At 40.8% G+C, this 12,215-nt stretch carries 9 protein-coding genes and 1 tRNA gene; 3 read left to right on the top strand and 7 right to left on the bottom strand.

Features of this window, described 5'->3' with window-relative positions; translation table 11 throughout:
* Positions 1-13: 13 nt before the first annotated feature.
* Positions 14-1,093 (bottom strand): hypothetical protein, encoded by a 1,080-nt coding sequence (locus F0249_RS09780; protein ID WP_171756555.1) that lies wholly within the window; start codon positions 1,091-1,093, stop codon positions 14-16.
* Positions 1,094-1,490: 397 nt separating this feature from the next.
* Here F0249_RS09780 and F0249_RS09785 point away from each other — a divergent pair, with 397 nt between their 5' ends.
* Positions 1,491-3,362, top strand: a complete 1,872-nt coding sequence (locus F0249_RS09785; protein WP_171756556.1) for a hypothetical protein — start codon at positions 1,491-1,493, stop codon at positions 3,360-3,362.
* Positions 3,363-3,431: 69 nt separating this feature from the next.
* Positions 3,432-4,154 carry an NYN domain-containing protein gene (locus F0249_RS09790; RefSeq protein ID WP_253825303.1) on the top strand — a complete coding sequence of 241 codons (723 nt, stop codon included), beginning with the start codon at positions 3,432-3,434 and terminating at the stop codon, positions 4,152-4,154.
* Positions 4,155-4,221: 67 nt separating this feature from the next.
* Here the strand turns inward: F0249_RS09790 and F0249_RS09795 are convergent, their stop codons facing one another.
* From F0249_RS09795 to F0249_RS09810, 4 genes are all read right to left on the bottom strand, one after another.
* Positions 4,222-5,460, bottom strand: coding sequence for a tyrosine-type recombinase/integrase (locus tag F0249_RS09795; protein ID WP_171756558.1), 1,239 nt, complete (start codon positions 5,458-5,460; stop codon positions 4,222-4,224).
* 329 nt (positions 5,461-5,789) lie between these two features.
* Positions 5,790-5,877 (bottom strand) — tRNA-Ser (locus F0249_RS09800).
* Between the two features lie 147 nt (positions 5,878-6,024).
* Positions 6,025-6,474 (bottom strand): L-alanine exporter AlaE, encoded by a 450-nt coding sequence (locus tag F0249_RS09805; RefSeq protein ID WP_171756559.1) that lies wholly within the window; start codon positions 6,472-6,474, stop codon positions 6,025-6,027.
* A 245-nt stretch (positions 6,475-6,719) separates the two neighbouring features.
* Positions 6,720-9,128: a hybrid sensor histidine kinase/response regulator gene (locus tag F0249_RS09810; RefSeq protein ID WP_171756560.1), complete on the bottom strand. Its 2,409-nt coding sequence runs from the start codon at positions 9,126-9,128 to the stop codon at positions 6,720-6,722.
* Positions 9,129-9,264: 136 nt separating this feature from the next.
* Here F0249_RS09810 and F0249_RS09815 point away from each other — a divergent pair, with 136 nt between their 5' ends.
* A complete protein-coding gene (locus F0249_RS09815) occupies positions 9,265-9,834 on the top strand; it encodes a UPF0149 family protein (RefSeq protein WP_017051984.1) in 570 nt (189 codons plus the stop codon).
* 109 nt (positions 9,835-9,943) lie between these two features.
* On the opposite strand, the gene F0249_RS09820 is transcribed toward F0249_RS09815, so the two are convergent.
* Both F0249_RS09820 and nadA read right to left on the bottom strand, forming a co-directional pair.
* The gene (locus tag F0249_RS09820; protein WP_171756561.1) at positions 9,944-10,978 is read right to left on the bottom strand and encodes a potassium channel family protein; all 1,035 of its coding nucleotides are present in this window, start codon (positions 10,976-10,978) and stop codon (positions 9,944-9,946) included.
* Between the two features lie 160 nt (positions 10,979-11,138).
* Positions 11,139-12,200: a quinolinate synthase NadA gene (nadA, locus tag F0249_RS09825; RefSeq protein ID WP_017051982.1), complete on the bottom strand. Its 1,062-nt coding sequence runs from the start codon at positions 12,198-12,200 to the stop codon at positions 11,139-11,141.
* Positions 12,201-12,215 lie beyond the last annotated feature (15 nt).

Below are 12,215 nucleotides of genomic sequence, written 5' to 3' on the forward strand. Positions count from 1 at the left end.
ACAAGCCCTGATTTCATTGAGGTGAAACTCCTCGGTATTTTTTATATTGATCAGGTCGTATTATCATTTCTGCTCCTTTGATATTGTGATCGCTTATACCAAGCATTTTTATGGCGTTCGTAACTTGTACAATGCGCTGTTTTACTTCTTTCCCAGTCAAATCTCCTGCACCTTGCCAATAGGTATCAAATATTTCTTTCAAGTAAGGAAATTGACAACCTTTGTTTTTGGCACGCCCAGTCGGCTTTGGGCTTATCAAAAAAGCTCCCGCTTCACGAAGTGGCTTAGTATGGAAGCTATGACACTGCCTTCCTATAAAGCTGGTAACACCGCCAGATAAAGTAGGGTCATTTTTAACGTAAATTTTAAACCCAACTTTTGACAACTCCAAAAAAGATGATGAGACGTGATATTCCGGCTCTAGATGGTAAATGCTCTTTTCGTAATCAACTTGATTGAAAAGCAATTTCGAAACATCGGCTTCCAAGATGTAGCCTTCCTGAGCGACAACATTCTGAATCTCTATATAATCCAAAGGGACGTTGAACTTAGGTTCGATACTAGCTGCTTGCTTACATACCGCATACTTCAGTTTTACATCAGTAAACTTAACAACGGAAAGTTTGTTTTTAAGAGCCACATTATGAGACTCATCAACTTCAAAAACGTACTTCGATACAGGTACTGACCTGCATAGGTTCACATCGTCTTCGCCATCAAACAGAAATACTCCTTTAAACGTATTAACCGAAACTTCGTGAGAAGCCGCAAGCTTCTTTACATCATCAGGATTTAGTTCCAAAAGCTCAATATCATCAAGTTTGGTCGATGCATACAACTCAGAAGTATTTATTCGTGGAAACCCGAGTGGATCAAACTCTTGGCCCCCGAAAAAGTACCTATTTAGCTGCGATTTCTTAAATAAAGCACTGTCACTCAGAACTACATCGGCTTCGGTAAGTTGATCAAGTTTAGGATCAATAGCCCATACATTGCAGCCATCAGGTACCTTCACGAAAACAGAAATGCCCAATTCATGGCATTTTTTTAGTTTATCAGCGATGGCTCTATCGGTGTCTATATCACCCAACATGTAAAACTTTTTGTTCGATAGCCTCACCTAACTACTCCACTTGTCGCTATAAGTTGCTATTAGTAGCAGAAATAGCAGCAACTTAATGTTTTGTAAGTCATAAAATGCACTAACTAGACTAGCCGCGAAAGTTCCGAAGAGAAACTTAGAAAACGAATAAGTGATGGAGATTGACACGAATAATCTATTGACTTAGTCAATATTTCAATTTAGGTTATATGTAAAGGGCTGAGGCTTACCTGCGGTTTGTAATGTACTTCTTACAAAACAGAGCACTCACATCGTTGAAGAAATAGACAATACCACTCACGATCAAACCATCATTCTCGGACCTTATAGCCGGAAGTACGCCGTCACTAAACTGTGATGGGGCTTGCTTATTTTTAAAGGTTTTAGAATGACTAATAACTCAATCCCAACTACATACATCCCGTTAGAGAAATTCCATATTGTTCCCTTAACAGGACTGTCTCCAGCAGAACTCAAAATCTCTGCGAAAAGAACATCGCGTGACCGTGAAAAAATCACTCATACAACAAAACTAAACGCCATTACTAAACGTCTTGGAATAGCTGGTGGATTTGCCGCTTACGAGAAAGAGTACAATGGAAGCCTACTTCCGTTTATGGCCGAACATAACCTTAGAAAACGCAAAAATCTTCTCAAGCACACGAAAGACGGTGATTACAATTTGTATTCCCCTTTCAGCCACCAGCAGATTTCTGAACGACTATTCTTCTTTGAAGGTCCCACTCCTAAGAAGCTGTTCACCGGGCATGATTTTGACTTTTCTGGTCCAATTAGTTGGCACAGTCAAGACTTATACGACGCTCTCAATGAAGATAGTGACTGGTCTGATATTATATTAGGCAATTATCATATCAAGCGAGCAATAGACGATAATTTTGATATTTCTCACCTATCTGACCGTCAACAGTATTTGCTTAAACTCGATGTAACAACAGAAATTACAGTGCGTTTATTGGATCAAACGGGCCTCCCTAACTTCTTGGATTTTCTAAACAACAAAGAGACAGAACCAAAGAAAAGGGAAAAACGATACCAACAGGTCTCTGTGAAGATTTTAGATCTCATCCTTCTAAAAAACCGAAACGGGTCTAGTAGTATTTACCATCTTCTCGGAAACTCTTTAACAGATATTCCTTCACCGTCAGAATACATAAAGCTTTATGCCCCAAATACAGTTCCAACTGAAAATGTTGAAAGAGATTTAAATTCGGACAAATACCTGCAACTGTTACTAACTAAACGCATAGGCGAAGGTAACGCCGGCTGGGTCAATGTTCTGCCTTACAATGAGAATTTGATTTTCTTGTCAGATGATCGCGGTAACTATGATTTTGTCATAAAAAATCAACGTGGCAAAGTGTTCAACCATCAGCTATTTGGGAACAATTTGAAACGAGCTGATATTCCAAGCTTCATAGAGGATTACCGCTTTGAGCGTTGGTACTACTTCGAATATGAAGGTAATAGAGAACTTGATGGACATAACTCAGAAAAGCACTACTATCTTAATGGTGGCACGGTGTCCAACTACCCCGGCAATCAGACCATATTACGTGAGTACTATCAATATAAAGGGATTTATCACCCAGAGCATAGAAGTTCTAACGTTCGTCTAGATGGCTTCAAACAAGTATCCATCGATGAAAAAGAAATGATGGTCTCCGAACTCATAACGATTGGTGACCTGATCAACTTCCTAAAAGAAAACGCAGAATACAGCAAAAACCGTCAAGGTGATTCACTTGCCCCAGTCAATAGCGAGAGTGATATAACTCTGCCAGCATCATGTACATTTTTTGACGTCCTAGCCTACATTAACTGGTTGGAGAAACAAACGGGGGTTCCTCTTCGTATTCTTAGCTACTCAGAATACAAGTCATTGAGAGGAGAAAACTGGTCAGAACCAAAACGTGGCCAAGACAGTGACATGACATTCATCAGCACTACAGGTGACGAATATGATTCTCACCCACCCTACATGGATCAAAATGACTTTGACAACTTACACCTCCGCTTCTCAAAACCTCTTCACTGTATCGAAGAGAACGGATTGCAGTTTATTGATTCACACTTCTTTTGTGAGTGGCTGCTAGAAGGAGTCCAGATCCGTTCAGCTAGCCTCACTTCGTTCTATATGGACACTTATGTGTTGCGGGCACATGGCCCTCAAGATTCAACCGGAAAATACAAAGGCATGAAAACTGGATTCAGGCTCTGTTACGAGCTGAAAAAGCACTGACAGTCAAGGCAGCGGTTAAATCGCTGCCTCGTTCACCCTTTTATGAATCTATTTCCGGGACACAACTTGATGAAAAAGAAAAACTTTAATATCGCTGTTTACATTGATATGGAAAACATCGCTGCTAGCGAATTTCAGCTTGAAGAAGTAATGAATTCTTTCCTCAGCGCTGACGATGAATACAACTGTATATTCACAATTAAGTCGGCTTATGGAAACCAAGCAACAGCGAAGAAATCACTGAAAGCGCAAATCTTAGAGCATAATTTCAATATCATTGACACACCAAAAATTGGTAAAGAGAAGAACAGAGCTGACTTACTACTTAGCTTGGATGCCTTCGAAAGTCTACATCTTGATAATCCGAGAGTTGATAGATACTGCTTTATGACAACGGATTCCGATTTTACTGTAATTGCAGATAAACTGAGAAAATTTGGTAGAGAAGTGTGGTTAGTCTGCAAAAAATCTGACAAAGATAGAGCGATCATCGCTAAGTCGTTCGACAACTTATTGTTCGTTGAGGACTTTCTACCTAAAAAAGATATCTCTTCAGTGGGTAACCTTGATAAGCTTTTTATTAGCGCCGTCAGGAATATGAACCAAAGCAAACTACCAAGCAACGTCTCCATTGCCAATGACAGAATGAAAGCACTAGATCCAAGCTTTCAAGTGAATAATACGGAATTCAGAACTTTCATGAGGTTAATCAACAATATGGAGAAAAAAGGTTACGTCAAATTAGAAAGTTTTCCTACTGGTGAAAATCGTATTACTGAAATATGCGTGTAGTTGGTGAAATGAAAATAAAACAGTTTAGGGCTTTGTCGCTAAGTCCTAAACTGCCATTCACATGGACTCAACCGATAGCCCTTAAATGAACCGATCCAGCTACAGACAACGACCCCACTGCAGCTTCCCCAATATAGTTACTCCACCACTCCATCATTTTACGCCTGCGTTCTAAGTAATCAGTGCGGTTATAGGCAGCACGGATAGCATTACGATCCTGGTGGGCGAGAGCGGCTTCGATGATATCCGGATCAAAACCCTGCTCATTCAAAGTGGTACTCGCTAAAGAACGCATCCCATGCGCTGTCGTACGGTCTTTAAAACCAATACGCCCCAACGCCTTATTGATTGTCTCTGCATCAATTGAACGCTTAGGAAAGCGCATAGAAGGGAAGATATGTACTCTATGCCCACTAAGTAGACGTATACGCTCTAAAATGGCAGTTGTCTGAGGGGTTAAGGGGATACGATGTTCACGTTTCATCTTCATCCTAGTTTCAGGGATAATCCAAAGATTATTTTCAAAATCAATTTCATCCCAGCGAGCACCTGCAGCTTCACTTGGTCTGGTCATGGTATGAAGTTGCCATTCAATCAAACACTTCGTCGCCAACTGCATATTAGCCGTCGCAACGGTTTGAAGTAGCTCTGTAATTTCATGAGGCTTAAGCGCGGCCATATGCTTTGCATCAGGTGACTCAAACGTCTTACCTACCCCCGCAAGCACGTTATGTTGTAACAACCCGCTGTTAATAGCAAAGTTCATCACCTCATTAACTAGTTGGATTGTCCGTTTAACCGTTTCTAGCTTACCTTTGTTGGCTAGAGGCCGAAGAGAATCTTGAACAACCAATGGCGTCAAACTAGATACTGGCATATCGCCAAATCTGGGGAATGCGTACAACTCCAGTTTTCTCCAATTGTCATGAACCGTTTTTGGCTTCAGCTTATTTTTTGTTTTAACCCAACCTTGTGCCACTACAAAAAAGGTATTCGCTAACTCTTGCTTCTTTTTAGTTCTTTTGTCTAATCTGTCCTGCTTAGGATCGATACCGTCATTGATAAGTACGCGCATATCGTGGGCCTTATCTCTGGCTTGCTTTAGAGTTAACACATCCAAGCTACCCAAGCCCAACATCGTCGTTTTCCCGGTAATTCGGTTCTTATAACGAAACTCCCAGTATTTGAGCTTGTTTGGCTTAATCAACAGATAGAGTCCACCACCATCGTTAATACGATAAGGCTTCTCCCTACCCTTCGCTTCCTTCACTTCTTTAGCTGTCAGCTTATGCAGTAAATGTGACATATTCCCACCCTGTGTATGATAATCGAGAGGGCTCAAAAAGATGCGATTTTCGCGTCATACATCAAAATCAGTAACCGCATGTTTTTATTGAGCTATTCTATCTAAAAGGGAGGGAAATCAGTGTATTTTTCAATGACCAAATGTATGACGCTTGAGCCCGATTTAGTGTATATCTCCCAATCCGAGGTTGATTAAATCATACACTTTGTCATACCCCAAACTAGCGGATGTTCTTGGACTTTATAAGACACTATCGGACTGTAACCTATTGATTTAACTATATTACAGGCATAAAAAAAGACGTCCTAGGACGTCTTTCTTCAAGAATGTGGCGGTGAGTGAGAGATTCGAACTCTCGGTACGTTGCCGTACACACACTTTCCAGGCGTGCTCCTTCAGCCACTCGGACAACTCACCGTATTTCGTTAACTGCTTGGTCAACGAGGCGCTAATTTAATGATTTAACTCATTTCGGTCAAGTGAAATTGGCGAAAAAAGTCAGATTACACGTTTGTTTGTTCATTAAGTAGCTAATTAGATCAAAATAAAACCAAAGTAAGCAAGTTAAGCCGTTTGGTAATAGCCAGGAACTTTAAACCACTTACGGCACATATCTAAAAAGTAGCCATATAGCACCCCCATACCACAAGAGATGACGGCATTACTTGAAACTGCTGTAATAATTTGATCGGTCGATGCCCCAACTGCAAGCAGAATGCCTGCATATACTGGTGACTGGAAAAGGACATATGCTAATAGATCAGAAACATTCTTCATTAGTTTTGATGTTGATACTTTATAACCACTGCGTATAAACCAATCTCGAAATACTCCATAAGGCCAAGCAATCGCGATATTTACGGGAATAGATAGAACACGAGATGCCAAAGATTGTTCAAAGCTCATTCCTGAGATGAACACTTCGACAATCATTCCCGAAATAAAACAAAATACAACCATTGCAAACGTATCTGCTGCCGCATTACGAAAACAGAATGCTCCATTAGCCTTCATTACCACACCCCAACACTTATCACTACTAAATCACAATTAAACCGCAATATAAAACCAGCTTTAAATTACCAGCCAGTTATTTGCGCTATTAAAACACATATTTTAAAGTGATAAATATCAAAGTAATAACGGGAGGGTAAATTAATAACTAATTAAGATTAAAAAAGCAGCTTATAACACTGCTTTTTGGACAACTGCTCAATAACTAGTCAAATAACGAGTATTATCAGTAAGTAAATTACATTTTAGTTATTTATAAGAAGTAAGGTTAACTGGTCGAGATCACTTTGCTTCGGTACGGCATTAAGTTGCAATGATGACTCTATGTTTTGAAGCAAAATGGCAAGAGCGGGAGATATTGACCTTGAGCATAAATGTTTAAGCTGATCCAATGTCGCGCTTGCTTGAGAAATATTCAAATTTTCAAGCTCAATAAAGAACTGAACAAGAAGTTCTTCTACATTTTTGACGGCTGTTGACTCAGTTTGATACTGATATAATTTTCTAGCGTAACGATACAACGCGTCATCCAGTTCACGTTCATCTATCGGTTTTGCAATAATATAATCAGCGCCAACCCCTAGCATCCTCTCACGAGTTTCACGAAATACGTCAGCTGTACATCCAAAGATCAGAACCGTGCTCGTAGGGGGGCTAAGTGATCGAATACCAGAGATCGACTCAACACCATCCATCACTGGCATATGATTATCCATCAAAATTAAATCAAACTTCTGCTCCGCAACGATTTGAAGAGCTTCTTCTCCGTTTCCAACACATACACATTCAAACCCTTTATTCTTCATGAAGGTTTCAATAATGATGGTATTAGTACGATTATCTTCAACAATCAATACCCGCAACCCTGAGTAATCTAACTTCCGTTGTAGCTGGGTTTGTCTTGAGCCTGGTTTACATGCGGCAATCTTCACTTTCACTTCAAAGCTAGTACCTATTTCTTCCTCACTAACAACCGATACTCCTCCGCCCATAAGTTCCGCGATCCGTTTAACAATCGTAAGACCAAGCCCTGTACCACCAAAACGACGTGTAGTACTTGATTCAGCTTGTTCGAATGGATTAAAGATTCGTTTCTGCGCCTCCTTCGAGATTCCGATCCCTGTATCTTTAACCCTTATAGATAAAAACTCGCTTCCATCTTCTTCGTACTCTTTTAAATACACCTCAACAAAACCACGAGACGTAAACTTCACCGCGTTATTAAGAAGATTAAATAATATTTGCCGTAAGCGCGCTTTATCCGAGTAATACCAACGTCCAGCAGGAATCTCAGAGTACACTTTAAATTGAAGCCCTTTTTCAGTGCATAATGTGTGATAGACACTATTAATGCTGCCGACAATTGAGTCGATTGGGAATCCGCTTCGATCTAGTTCAAGATGACCTTGTTCAATTTTAGAAAAATCTAAAATCTCATTGAGTAGCGTCATCATGTGTTCACCAGAGTCATAAAGAGTTCTTAAATATTTTTCTTGAGCCTCTGTAAGCTCAGTTTTAAGTAGAATTTGAGCCGTTCCTAGCACCCCATTCATTGGCGTACGGATTTCATGAGATAAGGTTGCCAAAAACAGGGATTTAGCTTCAGTCGATGCTTGGGCTTTGATTTTCTCTTCTTCTAAATAAACCGTTTTCTCATTAAAAGCGTCAACCAAGTGCCGTATTTCATCCCTGCTCGAGTAAGCAATTTCAATGATCCCACCCTGCTTCGATTCGTCCACTTTTCTGGCGATGACGGTTATTGGATTAATTAAATACCGATTAAGAAGATAATAGCCAGCCATGACACAAATAAGCAGTAATGGCACTATACCTAATTCGATATTCATCACTTGCTCGAATACTTCATCGGACACTAATCGTTTAGAGTTAACCACTTCAATTTGCCAATCAAAAGCACCGAATGTATAGCGACTGATGTATATATTATCGACAACCTGAAAATTGTGTTCGGTTAATACTTTTCCATAATTATCACGCAACACCACGCCAAGATCGTACTGTTCAGCATGCTTTTTGACAAAATCAATCAAACCAGCCAAAGACAAATCAACGGTTGCGACGCCTGCAAATTGCCCGTTTAAGTAGTAAGGCGTAGACGCGGTGATCATTTGTATGTGTGTATAGGGATCGATATATACATCAGACCACGAGATAGTTTTTTCTGGTCGTCCAGCCACTTCGGTGTACCATGACTCCTTATGATAACCTGCCGCTTCTGGGTTATTCCAAGAGACTATCTGATCGATCTCACCAGTATTGTTTCTGTTGTAAAACAAGCTTGAATAAGGGGTGTTGCGATCAATGCTGTAAGGCTGCGGCCAAATGCCACCACTCACTACAATGTTATCGCTTAATAAAAAGATGGACCGAAAAACCTCGTCGAGCTTTTCTTGGGTTTGATCAGTTTGCACAATGCCGACTATTGAGAATAGAACCCCTAAAGAGCTATTGAGTGGTTCATTGATTTGTGCGGAAAGTAATTCTGAGCGCAAGTCTAAATTGCGGACAAGTTTATCCCTTACTGGCGGCTCTACCACCCAGTAGGTTACGCTGCCAATAATTGCAATGAAAAAGCAAAGGTAAAGACCCAGTGCTATGATGCTTTTTTTCTTAAGTGACGAACGTATATCCATATTTCTTCGATACTTTTCAATTATTCATTAAAATTTATAGTGATTAACTCAGCACATCAAGTCTTTTTCCCTTTGCTATTGCTTGGTAAGATAGCCACTTCATTCTACACCCTCTTAACTGATACGGTATTCTATTTTGACATTACAAGAAATTCTGTCTTTACCAGAACTCGAAGATAAATTAATTAATGAAGCGAAAACATATGGATTCGTGACGGCAATGGCAGCCGCTCCGAACGTCTTAACACCGCACGAATGGCTTTCGTTTCTATGGGGGGGGGAAGAAACCGCTCCTTTTTCTGATGGTGAGCAGCTAGAAGCTTACGTTGAAAGAGTCATTGAACTGTGGAATAGCTTCCGCCCTGCACTTCTTGAAGGTGAATGGGTTTGGCCTACCATTTGCCAGCTGGATGAAGAAGAGATTGTGAATGAAGCCACACGAGATTTTTGTGAAGGCGTCCTTCAAGGCTGGCAACTTAGTCGTGATGACTGGGAGACATTAATGCCAGAAGAGAGCGAAGATAACGCCTTACTCGGTGGAGTGCTGCTCTCTTTAAGTATGCTTTACGATCCAGAGACATCAATCACGGCCTTAAAAGAACAAGGCATTGAAGGACTTGAGCAGTTTGAAGAGATATTTAATGCGATGCCAATTATGCTATGCGGTCTAACCCAAAAAGGCGTTGCATTAGCTGAGAATCAATAAGCTCGATAAAACGATCTCATTAAAGTAAACATACCGTTATTAGAATAAACAAAGGCCAGTATTAATTGGCCTTTGTTTATTATTCATCGACAGAAGCTTTCATTTATATCTAATTGAGCTTATTCCAATCAAAGTGCTCAAGCCTTTCATCAGCAATATAAAAAATCTTCGTCCCAGGTTTAACTACCGTTTTTAACTCAGGGTTAAGTTCAATCCCCTCGCCTGCATCTATTGCAATCAGTGTTGCCTGATGCTCGGATTTGAACATATGAAAAATAGGCTCAATCAGTGTTTCATCTTTGTCCATAGGAAAGATAGTTGAGTACTGTGTCATTCCTCTTGTTGAACTTAATAACTCTTGATGCAGTGCACTTGAACCCGGATCAACGGCCGCTTTTGCTAACATTTCAGTGTCGATCGCAGGAATACATTCCGAATTAGGGCAATGTTGGTGCAATAAGCGGCTTAATGCTTCGTCTTTGAAGTAGACAAGTAAATGCGCGGTAGGGTTGATGTTTGAGCAGTACAGTGCAGCTGAAAGCGTAATATCATCTTCAGGGTTGTCAATTAAGATACAGCTTGCTTCTGCTATCTGCGCATTCTCCATCTCTTGGCTATCTGTGTAGCTCGTTACTTTTACAAACCCAATCTCACCTGGTAACGGATTTTCGATATCTGAGCGACTGCATAGTACGATGGGTCTGCGTCCTGTCTCTTCATGTTGAAGCATTCTTATTAAGTGAATGGTTCGCTGCCCATTCCAGCCCAGCAATAAAATATGGTTTTCAACATTCATTTTTCTTTTCCCTAATAGACCAGCGCGCCAATACTCAATACCAACGCTAGCAAATTGCCCAAGTAATGCCGCAAATAATGTTAAGCCACCTGGAATAACAAACAGCATCACAGCCCACTTTCCAGCATTGGTTTGCGGTGACATATCACCATAGCCAACCGTTGAAGCCGTCACGGCTAAATAATAAATGAAGTCAGTAAAAGAAGCGGTTAATGCGCTCTCTCCTGTCACTCTTAACAAACACCAGCTCACGCTTAGATAAACGGCAAAGGCAATCAACAAGTTTCGTCCATTGAGTTCAAACAGGTTAGCATGAGCCCAACGTTTGAACTGCAACCAAATCATCATCTACAGCCTACCTTATTAATACAACTATTAACGTTCATCATGCGTTAAACCTTTTGATTAATCAATGTTATATAAGATTTTCAAGATCACGTTTTCTCGCCCACAAAAAAGCCAGCATTAAAGCTGGCTTTATATAAATATAGTATAAAAAGCGTCCGCGCTATGCGTTGCCCTTCACTTTTAAATTAAGCTGTTCTGCAAAATCCAGCATACGATTTAATGGAATCAACGATTTCACTCTAAGTTCTTCACTTACGAAGATCTCATGCTGCTCACCGCCTTCTGTCAATGCCTGCTCAATCGCTTTCAATCCATTCATTGCCATCCACGGACAATGAGCACAGCTACGACATGTTGCACCTGCACCTGCAGTTGGCGCTTCAATTAGCTCTTTCTCTGGCACAAGTTGCTGCATCTTGAAAAAGATACCTTTATCCGTCGCCACGATCATTTTTTGTTGAGGAAGCTCTTTCGCCGCCTTTATCAGTTGGCTTGTAGAACCCACAGCATCTGCAAGCTCAACCACGCTAGCTGGAGATTCAGGGTGAACAAGAATGGCAGCTTCAGGGTAGACCGCTTTCATATCCTTCAATGCTTTAGCAGAAAACTCGTCGTGAACCACACACTCACCTTGCCATAACAGCATGTCGGCGCCGGTTTGATTCGCGATGTAAGAGCCTAAGTGACGATCAGGCCCCCAAATAATTGGTTTATCTTCCGCGTCTAAATGCTCAACAATTTCTAATGCGATGCTTGATGTAACTACCCAGTCCGCTCTCGCTTTCACAGCAGCAGAAGTATTCGCATAGACAACAACGATATGATCGGGGTGAGCGTCACAGAATTCTGTAAACTTGTCTGCTGGGCAACCTAAGTCTAGTGAGCATTCTGCTTCTAAGGTTGGCATGAGGATTCGTTTTTCTGGGGTCAATATTTTTGCAGACTCACCCATAAAACGAACACCAGCAATGATCAATGTACTTGCCGAATGACGATTTCCGAACTTGGCCATTTCAAGAGAATCACCGACAAAACCGCCAGTTTCTTCCGCTAGTGCCTGAATTTCAGGATCGGTATAATAATGGGCAATTAAAACCGCGTCTTTTTCTTTGAGAAGCGTTTTAATTCTCGAAATATGCAACTGCTTCTCTTCAAGAGTAAGCGGCATCGGTTTCGGAGGGAAAGGGTATACAGTGTCGATGGTGTCCAGTATATGGCTCATTGTTTTGCTCTAGCA

The sequence above is a fragment of the Vibrio sp. 03-59-1 genome, assembly GCF_013114135.1.
In the GTDB taxonomy this organism is placed as follows: Bacteria; Pseudomonadota; Gammaproteobacteria; order Enterobacterales; family Vibrionaceae; genus Vibrio; species Vibrio cortegadensis.

Coding starts and splice junctions, on each gene's coding strand:
- F0249_RS09795 (WP_171756558.1), bottom strand. CDS start 5,460: ATGTCACATTTACTGCATAAGCTGACAGCTAAAGAAGTGAAGGAAGCG.
- F0249_RS09820 (WP_171756561.1), bottom strand. CDS start 10,978: ATGATGATTTGGTTGCAGTTCAAACGTTGGGCTCATGCTAACCTGTTT.
- nadA (WP_017051982.1), bottom strand. CDS start 12,200: ATGAGCCATATACTGGACACCATCGACACTGTATACCCTTTCCCTCCG.
- F0249_RS09780 (WP_171756555.1), bottom strand. CDS start 1,093: ATGTTGGGTGATATAGACACCGATAGAGCCATCGCTGATAAACTAAAA.
- F0249_RS09805 (WP_171756559.1), bottom strand. CDS start 6,474: ATGAAGGCTAATGGAGCATTCTGTTTTCGTAATGCGGCAGCAGATACG.
- F0249_RS09785 (WP_171756556.1), top strand. CDS start 1,491: ATGACTAATAACTCAATCCCAACTACATACATCCCGTTAGAGAAATTC.
- F0249_RS09810 (WP_171756560.1), bottom strand. CDS start 9,128: ATGGATATACGTTCGTCACTTAAGAAAAAAAGCATCATAGCACTGGGT.
- F0249_RS09790 (WP_253825303.1), top strand. CDS start 3,432: ATGAAAAAGAAAAACTTTAATATCGCTGTTTACATTGATATGGAAAAC.